The 16,491-nt window shown below is 31.5% G+C and carries 15 protein-coding genes; 3 read left to right on the forward strand and 12 right to left on the reverse strand.

Annotated elements, in window-relative coordinates:
* Positions 1–1,095, reverse strand: coding sequence for a Nif3-like dinuclear metal center hexameric protein (locus tag GN138_RS05880; RefSeq protein WP_157362865.1), 1,095 nt, complete (start codon positions 1,093–1,095; stop codon positions 1–3).
* 40 nt (positions 1,096–1,135) lie between these two features.
* Between GN138_RS05880 and lpxK the strand changes: the two genes are divergently transcribed.
* Positions 1,136–2,134: a tetraacyldisaccharide 4'-kinase gene (gene lpxK, locus GN138_RS05885; RefSeq protein ID WP_317162709.1), complete on the forward strand. Its 999-nt coding sequence runs from the start codon at positions 1,136–1,138 to the stop codon at positions 2,132–2,134.
* Here lpxK and GN138_RS05890 read toward each other — a convergent pair.
* The 6 genes from GN138_RS05890 to GN138_RS05915 form a co-directional block, all read right to left on the reverse strand.
* Positions 2,127–4,367, reverse strand: a complete 2,241-nt coding sequence (locus GN138_RS05890; protein ID WP_157362866.1) for an ATP-binding protein — start codon at positions 4,365–4,367, stop codon at positions 2,127–2,129. The two genes, lpxK and GN138_RS05890, sit on opposite strands and share 8 nt — an antisense overlap.
* 50 nt (positions 4,368–4,417) lie before the next feature.
* A complete protein-coding gene (gene gap / locus GN138_RS05895) occupies positions 4,418–5,413 on the reverse strand; it encodes a type I glyceraldehyde-3-phosphate dehydrogenase (RefSeq protein ID WP_157362867.1) in 996 nt (331 codons plus the stop codon).
* On the reverse strand, positions 5,413–6,285 hold the full coding sequence (gene lipA / locus GN138_RS05900; RefSeq protein ID WP_157362868.1) for a lipoyl synthase: 873 nt from the start codon (positions 6,283–6,285) through the stop codon (positions 5,413–5,415). The genes gap and lipA overlap by 1 nt, the downstream gene beginning before the upstream one ends.
* A gap of 137 nt (positions 6,286–6,422) precedes the next feature.
* Positions 6,423–6,968, reverse strand: a complete 546-nt coding sequence (locus tag GN138_RS05905; RefSeq protein ID WP_157362869.1) for an RNA polymerase sigma factor — start codon at positions 6,966–6,968, stop codon at positions 6,423–6,425.
* Complete coding sequence (locus tag GN138_RS05910) at positions 6,959–8,071, reverse strand: glycosyltransferase (RefSeq protein ID WP_157362870.1); 1,113 nt, start codon at positions 8,069–8,071, stop codon at positions 6,959–6,961. Before GN138_RS05910 ends, GN138_RS05905 begins: the two co-directional genes overlap by 10 nt.
* Positions 8,072–8,078: 7 nt before the next feature.
* Entirely contained in the window at positions 8,079–8,282 is a 204-nt protein-coding gene (locus GN138_RS05915; protein ID WP_157362871.1) for a membrane or secreted protein, read from the reverse strand.
* Between the two features lie 224 nt (positions 8,283–8,506).
* Between GN138_RS05915 and aqpZ the strand changes: the two genes are divergently transcribed.
* Complete coding sequence (gene aqpZ / locus GN138_RS05920) at positions 8,507–9,193, forward strand: aquaporin Z (protein ID WP_157362872.1); 687 nt, start codon at positions 8,507–8,509, stop codon at positions 9,191–9,193.
* 78 nt (positions 9,194–9,271) lie between these two features.
* Here the strand turns inward: aqpZ and GN138_RS05925 are convergent, their stop codons facing one another.
* The 5 genes from GN138_RS05925 to GN138_RS05945 all read right to left on the reverse strand — a co-directional run bounded on the left by GN138_RS05925 (position 9,272) and on the right by GN138_RS05945 (position 13,560).
* Complete coding sequence (locus GN138_RS05925; RefSeq protein ID WP_157362873.1) at positions 9,272–10,069, reverse strand: anti-sigma factor; 798 nt, start codon at positions 10,067–10,069, stop codon at positions 9,272–9,274.
* 2 nt (positions 10,070–10,071) lie between these two features.
* Positions 10,072–10,578 (reverse strand): RNA polymerase sigma factor, encoded by a 507-nt coding sequence (locus GN138_RS05930; RefSeq protein WP_394366116.1) that lies wholly within the window; start codon positions 10,576–10,578, stop codon positions 10,072–10,074.
* 234 nt (positions 10,579–10,812) lie between these two features.
* A complete protein-coding gene (gene murB / locus GN138_RS05935) occupies positions 10,813–11,826 on the reverse strand; it encodes a UDP-N-acetylmuramate dehydrogenase (RefSeq protein WP_157362875.1) in 1,014 nt (337 codons plus the stop codon).
* Positions 11,826–13,016 (reverse strand): pyridoxal phosphate-dependent aminotransferase, encoded by a 1,191-nt coding sequence (locus GN138_RS05940; protein ID WP_157362876.1) that lies wholly within the window; start codon positions 13,014–13,016, stop codon positions 11,826–11,828. The genes murB and GN138_RS05940 overlap by 1 nt, the downstream gene beginning before the upstream one ends.
* A 118-nt stretch (positions 13,017–13,134) precedes the next feature.
* Positions 13,135–13,560 carry a DUF1573 domain-containing protein gene (locus tag GN138_RS05945; RefSeq protein WP_157362877.1) on the reverse strand — a complete coding sequence of 142 codons (426 nt, stop codon included), beginning with the start codon at positions 13,558–13,560 and terminating at the stop codon, positions 13,135–13,137.
* 186 nt (positions 13,561–13,746) lie between these two features.
* Between GN138_RS05945 and GN138_RS05950 the strand changes: the two genes are divergently transcribed.
* Complete coding sequence (locus GN138_RS05950; protein ID WP_157362878.1) at positions 13,747–16,377, forward strand: valine--tRNA ligase; 2,631 nt, start codon at positions 13,747–13,749, stop codon at positions 16,375–16,377.
* Positions 16,378–16,491: the final 114 nt, after the last annotated feature.

Below are 16,491 nucleotides of genomic sequence, written 5' to 3' on the forward strand. Positions count from 1 at the left end.
TTATAAATACTTTACCGGATTTGTATTTGTCTTTGATAAAATGATTGCAAAATTAGTAATTTTTTTTGAGAGATAGTCTACTAAAAACGATTTTGTGAACTGTTCGCTTTCATAATGTCCAATATCTGCTAAAACTATGTTGTTTTCTGCATTAAAAAAATCATGGTACTTTAAGTCTGCAGTTATAAAAAGGTCTGCGTTTGCAGCCTTTGCTGCAGATATGGCAAAACTACCAGAACCACCTAAAACGGCTATGCGTTTAATAGGTTTGTTTAATGGTTTAGAATACCTAATACACTCTGTATTCATCTTATTTTTAATGTATTTTAAACATTCTTCGGTTTTCATAGCTATTTCTAGTTCTGCAACCATACCCATACCAATATGCTGGTTGGTATTTTCTAAAGTAGAAATTTCATAGGCAACTTCCTCATAAGGATGTGCTTTAAACAATCCATCTAATACTTTAGATTCTAAATGCTTTTTAAATGTTACAGAAATTGCGACTTCCTTTTCAGTATGTAATTTTCCCTTTTTTCCAATTACAGGATTAGAATTTTCATTGCCTAAATAAGTGCCTTCACCTTCTACATTAAAACTACAAGATTCATAGTTGCCTAGGTTACCAGCTCCAGCATTAAAAAGTGCTGTTCTTAAATCTTCAGCATTAGCTTTAGGTACATAGGTTTGTAATTTTTTTATAGTGCCAGATTGAGGAATTAATATATTTTTATTGATTAATCCTAGTTGGTCGCATATAATTGAATTTACACCTTGAAACGCATTATCTAAAGCGGTATGAATAGAGAAAATAGCAATATTGTGTTTAATTGCCTTTATAACCACTCGCTCTACATATGTTTTACCTGTTAATTTCTTTAAACCTGAAAAAATAATAGGATGGAAGCTCACTATAAGGTTACAATTGTTGTCAATTGCCTCATCTACAACGGCTTCAAGTGTATCTAAAGTTACAAGAATACCAGAAACTTTCTCATTTTTATCGCCAACAAGCAAACCAACATTATCAAAATCTTCGGCATAAGCTAAAGGTGCTAAGTTGTGCAAGTGATTAATTACGTCTTGTATAATCATAAGTGTATATTTGTTTCAAAAATAATATAATTTAGTCGTCGTGAAGTTTATCCGCATCATATTGTTTCCTATTGTGCCAATTTATTACCTAATTACAAGGTTAAGAAATTGGTTATATTCAACAGGAATAAAATCTTCTCAATCTTATGATTTTCCGGTTATTTGCGTGGGCAATTTAAGTACTGGTGGCACTGGGAAAACACCAATGATTGAATATTTAATACAATTATTGAAAGATGAAAAGTCTATTGCCACACTAAGCAGAGGTTATAAACGAACATCAAAAGGGTTTGTTTTGGCAAAAGAAACTGCTAATACAGATGTTATTGGAGATGAACCTTTTCAGTTTTACAGAAAATTTAATGACATTTTAGTTGCCGTAGATGCAGACAGACAAAACGGAATAAACGAATTAAGAAAATTAAATCCGCAACCTGAAGTTATATTATTAGATGATGCTTTTCAGCATAGAAAAGTAAAAGCCGGTTTTAACATTATGCTAACCGCGTATAATAATCTCTATTATAAAGATTGGGTGTTACCCACTGGAAATTTGCGTGAGCCAAGATCTGGAGCAAAGCGTGCAGAGGTTATTGTTGTGACAAAATGTGATAAGAATATTTCTGAAGGAGAGAAACAAAACATAGCTTCTAATATAAATTTAAAAAACAATCAGCAGTTATTTTTTAGTTATATAGAGTATGCTACTAAAGTAATTTCTGAATCTGATGAATTAGAATTAAAAGATTTACCTGAGTTTACTTTGGTGACAGGTATTGCAAATGCAACGCCTCTAGTTAATTTTTTGAAAGAAAAAGAATTAAAATTTAATCACTTAGAGTATAGTGATCATTATAATTTTAAAGAATCTGATATTGAAACTATTGCTTTAAGTACCTTGATAGTAACAACAGAAAAGGATTTTGTTCGCTTATCTAATAATGATGAGATAAGAAGTAAATTATATTATTTGCCTATTGAAATTAAAATAGATAATGAATTAATATTTAATAAGTTGATAACGGGTTTTGTTAATTAAAATAACTAGAAACTATTTTCTCACCAGATAGTGCAGCGTGTAATTTAGTTTCAAAGTCTTCTTGTTTAAAGGGTTTAGATATAATATCGTTAAAACCAGCTTCACCAAACTCGTGCATTTTGTCTTCTAAAGTAACTGCTGTAAGTGCAAAAATAGTTAGGTCTGTATCAAAAGTTCTAATGATTTTTGTTGCCTCTAGACCACTAATTCCTGGCATATGTATATCCATTAATACAACATCATAAGTTACCTCTTTTACTTTTTCTACTGCAGCTTCTCCATTATCAACAACATCGCAGTAAAGATTCATTTTATTCAGAATCTTTTTTGTAATCATCTGGTTGATTTTGTTGTCTTCTACAATAAGAATTTTAACACTACTTAAATCTAAATTATCCATCTTATTAACTTTTTTAACGTCTTGCACTTTTGGTTTGTCTGCCTTTTTATCATATTCTAAAGGAATTTCAAAAAAGAATGTTGAGCCTTTGCCAAGCTCGCTCTTTAGATAGATTTTTCCTTTTAAAATTTGAATTAGACCTTTTACAATAGATAAACCAAGACCAGTACCTCCATATTTTCTATTAATTTGAACAGAGCCTTGAGAGAAACTCTCAAACATATTGTCTTGTTTTTCTTTTGTAATTCCAATACCATTATCTTCAATTTCAAAACGCACTTTATATAGACCGTTTTTTTCGTCTAATTTTTGCGCTCTCACCCAGATGTCTCCATCTTTTGTGAATTTAATAGCATTGCCAAGTAGGTTAATTAAGATTTGGGATATTTTTAGTTGATCGCCGATAAATGTTTCTGGCAAACCATCTTCATATTCAAAATGTATTTTAGTATTCTGGTCGCTAGCAGAGTTGCTAAGTGCAGAAATTACATTTTCTAATTTGCTTTTTAGATTGAAATTTTCTGGATCTATTTCAACCTTATTTGCTTCAATTTTATTAATTTGTAGGATGTCGTTAATAAAGGTTAGTAGGTAGTCACCAGAGAATTTTAGTGATTTTAAATGTGGAATTTGATGCTCCTTAGGTTCTTCATCTAATAGCATGTTTGTTAAGCCTGTAACCGCGTATAATGGTGTACGCAACTCGTGGGTAACTGTAGATAAAAAGTTAGCTTTAGTTTTTGAAGCTAACTCAGCTTTTTCTTTAGCAACAATAAGCTCATCATTTTTTTTATGAAGCATAGTGTTGGTGTTTAATCTTATATTATTGTTTTTATATAAAGATAACGTTAACAGCGATAATATTGTAATTAATGCAATACTTAGAATTGTAGTAATACGTGTAAAAGCACTTTCTGCGGTTACTTCTTCTATCTGTGCTTTAAGTTGCGCATTTTCTGCATCTTGATATTTACTAATATATTGTCCAGACATTCCTGGGGATAAGTTTTTACGCTTAATGTTTAATATAGAATCTGATAATTGAATATGTTTTTTTATGTACTCATAAGAGTTTTTGTAATCTCCATTTTTTTCATAAATATCACTTAAGGTTATAAGAGCTTCATTTAAATTTTCAAGAATTTTATTCTTTTTAGCTATTTCTAAACCTTCTTTAGCTTGTGACAGCGCTGTTTTATTATGGTTTAATACACTAGAAACTTTTGCATTTTGAATTAAAGCACTGCTTAATTTGTCTTCTTGATTATACTTTTTGGCTATTATCATAGTTTTTTCTAACTGTGATTTAGCCTCGTCATAGCGTTCTTGCGCGATATAAACTTTTGCTTCGTTAAGTGTTACATCTGAAATATAGGGTTCTAAATCTTCCTTTTCAAAAAGATTTTTTGCGTTATTAAAATATTTTAAAGCGTAATCATATTCTTCTAATGTGCTGTGTATTACACCTTTAATATTGTATGTAATGGCTAGATTGGTATGGTCTTCATTAGCACGTTGAATCTGGATGGCTCTATGTAATGATATGTTGGCTTGATCTGGTTTATTAACCAAAAACTGAACCTTTGCAATTTTAGTGTTTATTTTGCCTTCGTTTATTTTATCGCCCATTTTTTCGGCAATAATTAATGCTTTATCAAGGTTATCTTTGGCATCATAATATTGACCACGATCACTGTTTAATTTCGCCTGGACTAGGTGATTTTCAAGTCTTAAAGTTAACGCGTCGTTGTCTTCAACATTATCTTGCTGTGCTCTAATAACACTACAAAAACATACTAAAAATACAAATATGTAATATTTGAAAAGGGACATTCAGTTTGTTTAAATTCGGACAAATATAATTATTTATCCGATAAAAACCATTATTTTATCGGCAAATTGCATATTAAATCCATAATTCTAGAACTGTAACCTGTTTCATTATCATACCATCCTACAATTTTAACCATGTTTCCGATAACAGAAGTCATTTGAGCATCAAAAATACAAGAATGAGGATTTCCAACTATATCTATTGACACAATTGGGTCTTCCGTATATTCTAAAATACCTTTTAAGTGTGTTTCTGCGGCATCTTTAAAAATAGTATTTACTTTTTTAATGGTGGTTGGTTGTTCTACATTGATAGTAATATCTGTTAAAGAACCATTGGCTACCGGAACTCTTATGCCACAGCCACCGATAACATTAGATAAATCTGGGAAAATTTTTGTAAGAGCCTTTGCGGCACCAGTAGTTGTAGGTACAATGGATTGACCAGCAGCTCTCGCGCGTCTTAAATCTTTATGTGGTTGATCATGCAAACTTTGATCTGTTGTATAAGAATGTATTGTTGTAATATAGGCTTGTTTAATACCAAGATGTTTTTTAATTAAAGCAATCATTGGAGCTGCATTGTTAGTGGTACAAGAGGCGTTAGAAATTATGGTTTCATCTCCTTTTAAAGATTGGTCATTTACGCCTAATACAATAGTTTTTATGGTGTCTTCTATAGCTGGTACAGATAATATAACGCGTTTGGCGCCATTATTTATATGAAACTGAAGTTCTTCTTTTGTTTTAAATTTACCTGTTGATTCAATAACAAAATCAGGTTTTACTTGTGACCAATCTACATCTTTTGGATGAGAGGCGTTAAATAACGGTACAGGTACATTATTAACAATAATATTATTCTGGTCATTAAAAACGCTAGCGTTTAAAATACCATGGATACTATCGTATTTTAATAAATGACTTAAGGTTTTTGCGTCTGCTAAATCATTTATAGCAACAACGTTTATATTTGGGTTTTGTAAAGCAAGCCTAAATACTCGTCTACCTATTCTTCCAAAGCCATTGATGGCAACAGAAATCATTAATTAATATGTTTTTGAGCTTTGTAAGACGACCTTACTAAAGCGTTACTTTCGACATGTCTAAAACCTAATTCTAGTCCAATGTCTTCATATTCTTTAAATTGTTCTGGAGTAATAAATTTTTTAACAGGTAGATGTTTTTTACTAGGTTGAAGATACTGCCCAATTGTTACAACATCAACGTCGTTTTCTTTTAAATCATGAAGTGTTTGAATAACTTCTTCGCGTTCTTCTCCAAGACCTAACATAATGCCAGATTTTGTTCTACGTTGTCCTTGTGATTTTAAATATTTTAAAACACCTAAACTACGATCGTATTGCGCTTGTATTCTAACATCTCGTGTTAAGCGTCTTACAGTTTCTATATTATGTGAAACCACTTCTGGTGCTACGTCTATAATTCTATCTATATGTTTTTCTATTCCTTGAAAATCTGGAATTAAAGTCTCTAAAGTTGTTTCAGGATTCATGCGTCTCACAGATTTAACCGTTTCTGCCCACATAATACTTCCCATATCTTTAAGGTCATCACGATCTACGCTGGTTAAAACCGCGTGTTTAATTTGCATTAATTTTATTGAGCGCGCTACTTTTTCTGGTTCGTCCCAATCAACACTTTCTGGTCTACCAGTTTTAACGCCACAAAATCCACAAGAACGTGTGCAAATATTTCCTAAAATCATAAATGTAGCCGTTCCTTCTCCCCAACATTCACCCATATTTGGGCAACTACCAGATGTACAAATTGTGTTCAATTTGTATTTGTCTACTAATGACCTTAGTTCGGTATATTTTTTGCCTGTCGGTAATTTTACTCTTAACCATTTTGGCTTGCGTTCTGGTAAAATATTTGATGCGACTTTAGTATCCATACGGTTTTCAATTTCTCAAAGCAAAGATACGAAGTTAATAATAAAAATGATAGTTAGAACGGTAGTATGATTAATTAAGAACTGAAGCTTTTTTATTTTTTAAACTTACCCTAATCCTTCTTTTAAAGCTATAATTTTTACGCTTTTGTAATAATTGCTGCTAATAATTTTTTAGCTCTAAGTAGTTTAACCTTCACATTATTAATAGGTTCTTTAAGCTCTTCTGATATTTCCTTATAACTTAATTCTTGAAAATATCTCAAATTAATCACTTCCTGATAGTGCGGTTTTAGTTTTTTTATGTCTCTAAGGAGTTTAGCTAAGTTTTGTTCGGTGATAATTTTATCTTCAGGTGTAGGAGAATCATCAACAATTTGAAAATAATTGTCATTATCATCTTTAGACGTATTTTTAATAGTTTGTTTTTGCTTTCTTACTAAGTCTATATGAATGTTTTTAGAAATTGTAATAAGCCAGGTTTTAAACTTGTACTCTTCCTTATAAGTATCAATCTTATCAAACGCTTTAGAAAACGTTTGGATAGTAATATCCTCAGCGTCATTTTCGTTTAAAGTGCGTTTTAATTGAAATGCGTAAACATCGTTCCAAAAAGTATCTAGCAGATATTTAAATGCAATTTGTTCTTTGTTTTTTGCTTTGTTAATGGCTTCTTTTACTTCCAATGTATAGGCTTAGATATCTTATTAGCAATAAAGATACTTAATTGTGTAGTAATTAAAAATAATTCTAAAAATGGCGCAAGTAGAATGAGGTCTTTTTCTTCAAATTTTTTGGCCGTAAAGCCTATGCAGAGCCATTGTATAGTAAAACGCAGACCAATAAGTAAGACAATCCATTGCCAAGAAAAACCTATAGAAAGTAATAAGATGGAAAGGGTCCAAAATAATAATTGACTAATATAGAAAAGTCCTAATAAAATTTGATGCTTAGTTTTATAAAGTTTAGCAGTACTTATATGTCTTCTTTTTTGAAGTAACCATGCTCCAAAGGTTGTTTTTGCTTCAGAAATTGTAAAACTTTCTTTAGAAAAACATAGCGCCGTATTAGATGAATTTGCGACTTCATTGATAAATAAATCATCATCGCCAGATTTAATATTCATATGGTTGTTAAACCCACGATTATTGAAAAACAGTTCTTTTGTGTAAGCCATATTGCGGCCAACTCCCATATATGGTATTTTTAATTTTGCGTAAGAGAAATACTGTAAAGCAGTCATTACAGTTTCAAATCGAATAATTTTATTTAAAAAGGAGAATTTCTTTTTAGCGTATGCTCCATAACCTATAACAATAGAGGTTTTATTAGAAAAATGAGAACTTATATGAGCAAGCCATTGGCTAGAAGCAGGTGAACAATCTGCATCAGTAAAAACTAAAAAATCGTTACTAGATGCCTTTATTCCTAATGTTAATGCGTATTTTTTGTTTCCCCAAAAAGTTTCATTACTTTTTACATCAACAAGTTTTATATTGCTGTTTTTTGAAGCAAAAGTTTCCATAATGTCTAATGTTTCATCACTAGAGCTATCGTTTACTAATACAATTTCAAAATTAGAATAGGCTTGATTTAAAACCAGAGGAAGATTCTTTTTTAGGTTTTCAGCTTCATTTTTTGCACAAATAATTACTGAAACAGGTAGTTGTTTTTTTAATCTTGTTTCTGCTCGTTTAATAGCAAAAGACAATAAAAAACTAGAATAGAAAATAACCTGTATAGTCACTACTGCAATAAATGCATAGAACAGTATTGAAATAAGCGCCATTTATGGATTAAGAATGTTGAGGTTCGCTACAATCTTTATATTGGTCTGGTGTTTTACCACAAAACCCACAAGCTTCACCTTCTTTATTTAACATAGGGTTTTGGCTAGCACAAGTGCCTGCAAATTTCCCGTCTTTTTTAGCCCAAATTTTTATGGCTATACCTGCAACAGCTAAAGCTAATAAACCTAATGTTAGTAGTAATAATTTCATCTTTTTTTGATGTCTCTATTTTATAGTGTTATACCAAACAATTTTACTATTTACATTTTTAAATAGAATGTGTAGTACTAATTATTTCGCTATCCTTTTTTATTTAGGTGCAAAGATAATGCTTTTAGGTTTATTTCTGTTTATTTTTCATTGTGACTTAACAAGCTGTTAGAGTGTCTCAATATTATTAATCTTTTAATATTAACTAATTAACGTAATCTATTATGAAAAAATTATTTGCAGAATTCTTTGGGACATTTTGGCTAGTATTTGGTGGTTGTGGTAGTGCCATTTTTGCTGCTGGTATTCCAGATTTAGGCATAGGCTTTGTTGGAGTTTCCTTGGCATTTGGTCTTACCGTTTTAACTATGGCGTATGCAGTTGGCCATGTATCTGGAGCACATTTTAATCCGGCTGTATCTATTGGTCTTTGGGCTGGTGGAAAATTTGATGTTAAAGAATTACCTGGTTATATCTTAGCCCAAGTTATTGGTGCAATTGCTGCAGCTGGTGTTTTGTATCTTATTGTTTCTGGTAAATCAGGCTTTGAAACGGTTGGTGGTTTTGCTGCTAATGGTTATGGCGAACTTTCACCAGATGGTTACAGTATGGTTTCTGCTTTAGTAGCAGAATTTGTGCTTACGGCATTTTTTCTTTTGGTAATTTTAGGGAGTACTTATCCAAAAGCACCAAAAGGTTTTGCTGGTATTGCCATTGGTTTAGCTTTGGTTTTAATTCACTTAATTAGTATTCCTATTACAAATACGTCTGTAAATCCAGCACGCTCATTAAGTCAGGCTATATTTGCAGATGGTGCTTACTTATCTCAAGTTTGGTTGTTTTGGGTGGCTCCAATTGCTGGTGCAATAGTAGGAGGTCTTATTCACAAAACTTTATTTTCTAAAGATTAATGTTTTGAGTTGTTGAAATAAAAAGAGGCGCAATTTGTATTGCGCCTCTTTTGTTATTAATTAGTTTATTTATAAATGCTAATTTTCTTCTTTTAATGAAATTTCAGCTACCTCAGTATCTTCGTTATCTGCAATACTATTATCTTTTGATTTTATTTTAATGCTTAATGCTAAGGCATCTTCCATGTAAGGAATTTGCTTTAATTTACGGTCAGATTCATCAAGTATACCTAAGTTAACCATTTTATCTTGCATTTCTGCCCAGATTTCATAATGTTGCTCTTCTGGTAATTGCGGTAAAGTTATGACATCAATCATCGATGTTTTTTCAATTGGATTAATGTATGCTACTGTTTTTAGGTTTTTGGCACGTTCATTACCATTAATTACGTATTTTTTGGCGTCAGGATTATTAAGCTTTAATAATTCTCTAGACAATTCTTCTAACTTAGAATTATTAGTTTCAATATCACTACGTAAATCGTAAATTTCTTCAACAACAACATTGTTTTCGTTGTTTAATTCCATGTTTTTTTGATATAACATAAACGATGTAACCGCAAACAAGACAGCAGCAGCACTTGCAGCAATGCTGTACCACGAGGTTTTTTTGTTTTGCACTAACTGAATGACTTTAGCATCATTGGTGTCATCTATAGAATCTAAAATATCTTCTAAGATATCATGAGGGACATCTACAGCCCCAGCTTTTGCAATAATTTCTAGGTTATCTTGAAGTTTCTCAAATGCTTGTTCTGCTTCAGGATAAGTTGAAATAAAATGTTCTACCTCTTTAGTTTCTTCTAAAGAAGTTTCTCCAACCAAATACTTATTGAGTAGGTTAGAGTTTAAAAAAGTATGTAATTTTTGTTCCATGATTAATTATTTTCAGGACTGTAAACCTTTTTAAGTTCACGTAATCCTATTTTTAATCTAGATTTAATTGTACCAAGGGGAATCTCTAGTTCATCACTAGCTTCTTGTTGTGTCATTCCTTGAAAAAACAAGGCATCTAGCACTATTTGGTATTTTTCTTCTAGTCGCCCAACATGTTCTTTAATGTCCATGACATCTTGATTTAAATCCGATGTTGGTAAGATATATACGTCTGATTTATCAATTTGGACTTCTTTATGATAACGATTATTAAAACTTCTTAGTTTATCGATAGCTGTATTTCTTGCAATTCTAAATAACCACGTAAATAACTTGGCTTTAGAAGCATCATATTTAGAAGCATTTTTCCAGACTTTAATAAATGTTTCTTGCAATGCGTCTTGGGCAACTTCTTCGTTAATTGTTATTTTTAAAATAACACCATAAAGACTGTTTGAGTAATTTTCGTAAAGTAGATTTAATGCACGCTTATCTCCTTTGTGGAGCAAGTTGATTATTTTTTTCTCTATTGGTGTTATACTCAAAGTGTTAAAGTTTATTTTTTTTCAATATTAGACATCCAAATTGGATTTATGAGCGTAAATATAAATAAATACACCATATATAGGTGCTCTCAATATAGTTTTAGAATGGTTTTTTACTTCACAGTAAGTTGATTAATAGCATTTTCAAACAAAATTATTCTAAATTCAAAAGTCCCAATCTAAATTGGGACTTTTGTTTTAAATAATATTTACTTCTGTTTCTATCTCTATATTAAATATTCTTTTCACGGTTTTTTGAATTAACTGCGCGAGTTCAAATATTTCTTTTCCTGTGGCATTACCATAATTAACTAATACCAAGGCTTGTTTTGTATGTACACCATAATCATTAAATCGCTTTCCTTTGAAACCAGATTTTTCAATTAACCAACCAGCAGGTACTTTAATTTCATTTTCAGAAATTTTATAGGATGGTACCTCAGGGAAATTTTGTTCTAATTTGGAAAAAGCTTCGGCACTAATTATGGGATTTTTAAAAAAACTTCCGCTATTACCTATTTCTTTAGGGTCTGGTAATTTACTTTGTCTAATTGCTATTATGGCGTCAGAAATATTCTGAATTGTAGGGGCTTTAATGCCATTAGCTTCTAATTCATTTAATATAATACCATAATCGGTATGCAATTGATGATTAGATTTCGTTAACTCAATATTTACACTTGTAATAATAAATTGTCCTTTTAATTCTTGTTTAAAAACAGACTCTCTATAACCAAAATTACAATCTTCTTTAGTAAATGTTCTTGTAGTCTGATTTTCTATATTTATGGCTTCACAGCTTACAAAAACATCTTTAAGTTCTACACCATAAGCACCAATATTTTGTATAGGAGCAGTACCTATATTGCCAGGTATTAATGATAAGTTTTCTATTCCGCCATAATTATGTTCTAAACACCAAATAACAAAATTGTGCCAATTTTCGCCAGCCATGGCTTTAATAATAACGGTGTTTTTGGTTTCACTAACTACTTCAATACCTTTTAGATTAATATGAAGAACTAAGGCTTCAATGTTTTTGGTAAGTAGCATATTACTGCCTCCACCTAAAATAAATAAAGGCTTATTAAAATGCTCGGTTAAAACATTTTTAAGTGCTTTTATTGTATCAATATCACAATAGCTTTCTGCAGTGACATCAATACCAAAGGTGTTAAATGATTTTAAAGAAGCATTTTTAATAATGTCCATTAGTCCTTATATACTTTTAATGCTTCTTTTAGAATTTTTACACAAGTTTTTAAACTTTCCTCATTTAAAACGTATGCAATTCTTATTTGATTTAATCCAACTCCAGGTGTAGAGTAGAAGCCAGCTGCAGGAGCAACCATTACAGTATTATTGTTAAATTCAAATGATTCTAAGAGCCATTTAGCAAAATCATCTGAATTTTTAACTGGTAATTCTGCGATGCAATAAAAAGCACCATTAGGTTTAGCTACCTTTACCCCTTCAATTTTTTCTAATTCTTCAATTAATATGTTTCTGCGTTTTACATACTCTTCTTTTACATTATCAAAATAGCTTTGAGGTGTATCTAAAGCGGCTTCACTAGCAATTTGGGCTAATGTTGGAGGACTCAACCGTGCTTGTGCAAATTTTAGTGCAGTTTTTATAAATTCTTCATTTTTTGAAACCAAATAACCTACACGTGCACCACACATACTGTAGCGTTTAGAAACAGAGTCTATTACAATGGCGTGGTCTTCTAAACCAGGTTCTTGTAAAATAGAGTAGTGCTCAATACCGTCATAAACAAATTCTCTGTACACTTCGTCTGCGATTAAAAATAAATCGTGTTTCTTAACCATAGCAGCCAATTGTTTTATTTCTTCCTTAGAATAGAGGTAACCAGTAGGATTTCCTGGATTACAGATTAATATAGCTTTGGTTTTTGGTGTAATTAATTTTTCAAACGCTTCAATTGCAGGTAAAGCAAAATTATCTTCAATTTTTGAAATAACCGGAACAACATTTACACCAGAAGATTTTGAGAAACCATTATAATTTGCATAAAACGGTTCTGGTATTATGATTTCATCATCCTTATCCATTATACTTCCAAAAGCAAATAACAAAGCTTCGCTTCCGCCAGTTGTTACAATGATATCGTTGTGAGTAATATTAATAGAGTTACGTTTGTAATAATCAGCAATTTTTATTCTATAGCTTTCAGAGCCTTCAGAACGAGAATACGCTAGAATATCAATATTAGTGTTTTTAATAGCATTTAAAGCAACGGTCGGTGTTTTAATATCTGGCTGACCAATATTTAGGTAGTAAACATTTTTTCCTTTTTTATGAGCAGCTTCTGCGTATGGTACCAATTTTCTAATTGGTGATTCTGGCATACTGATACCTTTGTTTGATATTTTTGGCATTAGGTTTTTATTTTAAAATGCTAAGGTCTGAAATTTCTAATGTAAATATGAAAAAAATGCATAAAAAAAGAGCTCTCAACCTGAGAACTCTTTTTTATTTTTTTTGAGTAAAGATTAATTATTCTTCAATCAAACTTTTACTTTTCTTTTCTAAAACACTTGCCTTATTAGGGTCTACAACCATTCCTTTAATTCTAAGAGCAACAGTAGGTCTTTCCGCATTAGAATAAACAGTAATTGTTTTTGCAATTTTGTTTAATCTATTAGTGTTATATTTTACAACGATAGTACCAGATTCTCCTGGTAAAATAGCTTCTTTAGGCCAATTAGGAACTGTACAACCACATGTAGACTTTGCATTAGTTATAACCAACGGTGCATCACCTGTGTTTGTAAATTCAAATGTTCTTTTACCATCAGCTCCTTTTTCAATGGTTCCATAGTCGATTACATCTGTCTTAAATTCTATTTTTGCTTTTTTGTCTTGTGCAAAAGCACTAATACTTAAGACACTTACAAATAATACTGCTAATAAATTTTTCATCATTTTAATTTTAAAATTGATAATTCAAAACTAGTTACTTTTTCATTCCAATCAAAATTTATTAGATGTAATGCATACCATTTAACAGAATTTACGGTTTTTCAACCCATATTCTTACACTAATAATTTTTCGAAATAGGAATTATAAGTACTTTTGTCAGTCATATTACAAAAACGATACCAAACATGGAAATTCCATCAAAATATAATGCTCAATCTGCAGAAAGTAAATGGTACAACTACTGGATGGAGCATAACTACTTTCATTCAACACCAGATGATAGAGAACCTTACACCATTGTAATTCCACCACCAAACGTTACAGGTATATTACACATGGGACATATGTTAAATAATACCATTCAAGATGTGTTAATTAGACGTGCACGTTTATTGGGTAAAAATGCATGTTGGGTTCCTGGTACAGATCACGCATCTATTGCTACGGAAGCTAAGGTTGTTGCTAAATTAAAGGCTCAAGGCATTGATAAAAATGATTTGTCTAGAGAAGAATTTTTAGAGCACGCTTGGGAATGGACAGAAGAATATGGAGGCGTAATTTTAGAGCAACTTAAAAAGTTAGGCTGTTCTTGTGATTGGGACAGAACCAAATTTACTATGGACGACGATATGTCCGAAGCAGTAATTAAGGTTTTTGTAGATTTATACAACAAAGGCCTAATTTATAGAGGTTACCGAATGGTAAATTGGGATCCAGAAGCCAAGACAACGTTATCTGATGAAGAGGTAATCCATGTTGAAAAACAAGGTTTGCTTTATTATTTAGAGTATAAAATTGAAGGTAGCGATGAAAAGTTAACTATTGCAACCACGAGACCAGAAACTATTTTTGGTGATACAGCCATTTGCATCAATCCAAATGACGAGCGTTTTACACACTTAAAAGGAAAGAAGGCAATTGTTCCAATTTGTGGACGTACAATTCCTATTATAGAAGATGAATATGTAGATGTTGAATTTGGTACAGGTTGTTTAAAAGTAACTCCTGCACATGATGAGAACGATAAAGTTTTAGGCGATAAACACAATTTAGAAGTTATAGATATTTTTAATGAAGATGCAAGCTTAAACAGTTTTGGATTGCAGTTTGAAGGGCTAGATCGTTTTGTGGCTAGAAAAGCAGTCGCTAAAGCATTAGAAGAAACAGGAGTTTTAGTAAAAACTGAAAATCATCTTAATAAAGTAGGAACTTCAGAACGTACAAAAGCAGTTATAGAACCAAGATTAAGTGACCAATGGTTTTTAAAAATGGAAGATTTAGCAAAACCTGCTATTGATGCCGTTTTAAAAACAGGTGATGTAAAATTATTTCCAAAGAAATTTGAAAACACCTATCGTCACTGGATGGAGAATATTCGTGATTGGAATATCTCACGTCAGTTACTTTGGGGACAACAAATTCCTGCCTATTTCTATGGTGACGGAAAAGAAGATTTTGTAGTTGCAGAATCTATTGAAGAGGCATTAAAATTAGCAATAGAGAAAACGGGCAACCAACAACTAACAACTAAAGACTTAAAACAAGATGCGGATGCATTAGATACATGGTTTAGTTCTTGGTTGTGGCCAATCAGTGTTTTTGATGGTATTAGAAATCCTGAAAATGAAGAAATTAAATACTATTATCCAACAAACGATTTGGTTACGGGACCAGACATTTTATTCTTTTGGGTAGCACGTATGATTATTGCTGGTTATGAATATAAGGACGAAAGGCCTTTTGAAAATGTGTATTTAACTGGTTTGGTGAGAGATAAACAAAGACGAAAAATGTCTAAATCTCTTGGTAATTCACCAGATGCATTAAAATTAATTGAAGATTATAGCGCAGATGGTGTTAGAGTAGGATTATTATTAAGTTCTGCAGCGGGAAACGATTTAATGTTTGACGAAGCCCTTTGTCAGCAAGGAAAAGGCCTAGGTAATAAAATATGGTCTGCATTCTACTTAACCAATTTATGGGAAGTTGCAGATATCGAGCAACCAGAATCTAGCGCAGTAGCAATTGAGTGGTTTGCCTCTAAGTTTCAGAAAGTATTAATAGAAATTGAAGATCACTTTAGTAAATACAGATTGTCAGATGCTTTAATGGCTATATATAAATTGGTATATGATGATTTTGCATCATGGTTATTAGAGATAGTAAAACCAGCATACCAACAGCCTATAGATTCAAAAACCTATAATGCTGTAATGGCAATTTTTGAAGATATTCTTAAAGTGGTTCATCCATTTATGCCATTTATTACAGAAGAAATATGGCAATCGATTACAGAGAGATTACCAGAAGAAGCATTAATCGTTTCAAAATGGCCAGAAACAAAACCAATTAATGAGACTTTGATTTCTGAATTTGAATTTGCTGCGGAAGTGATTTCAGGAATTAGAAACATAAGAAAGCAAAAGAATATCGCTTTTAAAGATGCTATTGGTTTTTCTGTTGTAAATAATGAAAAGGTAAAACCAACATTTGATGCTGTAATTTCTAAGTTAGGAAATTTAGATAGTTTTGAATATGTAACCGAAGCCGTTGAAGGTGCTTTAACCTACAGAGTAAAATCTAATGAGTACTTTATCCCAATGGAAGGTAGTATTGATGTTGAAGCTGAGATAAAGAAATTAACTGAAGAATTAAACTACACTGAAGGGTTCCTTAAATCTGTTCAAAAGAAATTATCTAACGAGCGTTTTGTTGCTGGTGCACCAGAACAAGTAGTCGCTTCTGAGAAAAAGAAAGAGGCTGATGCTTTGGCTAAGATTGAAACGCTAACGGCTAGTTTGGCAAGTTTAAAGTAAAATTTATAACCTGCAAGGTTTTTAAAACCTTGTAGGTTTCTATCAAAACGCATGATTTTTTACCATGTAGAACCTAGTCTATGCACTTATATCTAAAAGCTAAGTGTTCTAATA

Source organism: Winogradskyella endarachnes, assembly GCF_009741275.1.
Lineage (GTDB): Bacteria > Bacteroidota > Bacteroidia > Flavobacteriales > Flavobacteriaceae > Winogradskyella > Winogradskyella endarachnes.

What these genes read in the sequence shown, in the direction of transcription:
- GN138_RS05880 (WP_157362865.1), bottom strand. Translation starts at nt 1,095, where the DNA reads ATGATTATACAAGACGTAATTAATCACTTGCACAACTTAGCACCTTTA.
- GN138_RS05890 (WP_157362866.1), bottom strand. Translation starts at nt 4,367, where the DNA reads ATGTCCCTTTTCAAATATTACATATTTGTATTTTTAGTATGTTTTTGT.
- gap (WP_157362867.1), bottom strand. Translation starts at nt 5,413, where the DNA reads ATGATTTCTGTTGCCATCAATGGCTTTGGAAGAATAGGTAGACGAGTA.
- lipA (WP_157362868.1), bottom strand. Translation starts at nt 6,285, where the DNA reads ATGGATACTAAAGTCGCATCAAATATTTTACCAGAACGCAAGCCAAAA.
- GN138_RS05910 (WP_157362870.1), bottom strand. Translation starts at nt 8,071, where the DNA reads ATGGCGCTTATTTCAATACTGTTCTATGCATTTATTGCAGTAGTGACT.
- GN138_RS05915 (WP_157362871.1), bottom strand. Translation starts at nt 8,282, where the DNA reads ATGAAATTATTACTACTAACATTAGGTTTATTAGCTTTAGCTGTTGCA.
- aqpZ (WP_157362872.1), top strand. Translation starts at nt 8,507, where the DNA reads ATGAAAAAATTATTTGCAGAATTCTTTGGGACATTTTGGCTAGTATTT.
- GN138_RS05925 (WP_157362873.1), bottom strand. Translation starts at nt 10,069, where the DNA reads ATGGAACAAAAATTACATACTTTTTTAAACTCTAACCTACTCAATAAG.
- murB (WP_157362875.1), bottom strand. Translation starts at nt 11,826, where the DNA reads ATGGACATTATTAAAAATGCTTCTTTAAAATCATTTAACACCTTTGGT.
- GN138_RS05940 (WP_157362876.1), bottom strand. Translation starts at nt 13,016, where the DNA reads ATGCCAAAAATATCAAACAAAGGTATCAGTATGCCAGAATCACCAATT.
- GN138_RS05945 (WP_157362877.1), bottom strand. Translation starts at nt 13,560, where the DNA reads ATGAAAAATTTATTAGCAGTATTATTTGTAAGTGTCTTAAGTATTAGT.
- GN138_RS05950 (WP_157362878.1), top strand. Translation starts at nt 13,747, where the DNA reads ATGGAAATTCCATCAAAATATAATGCTCAATCTGCAGAAAGTAAATGG.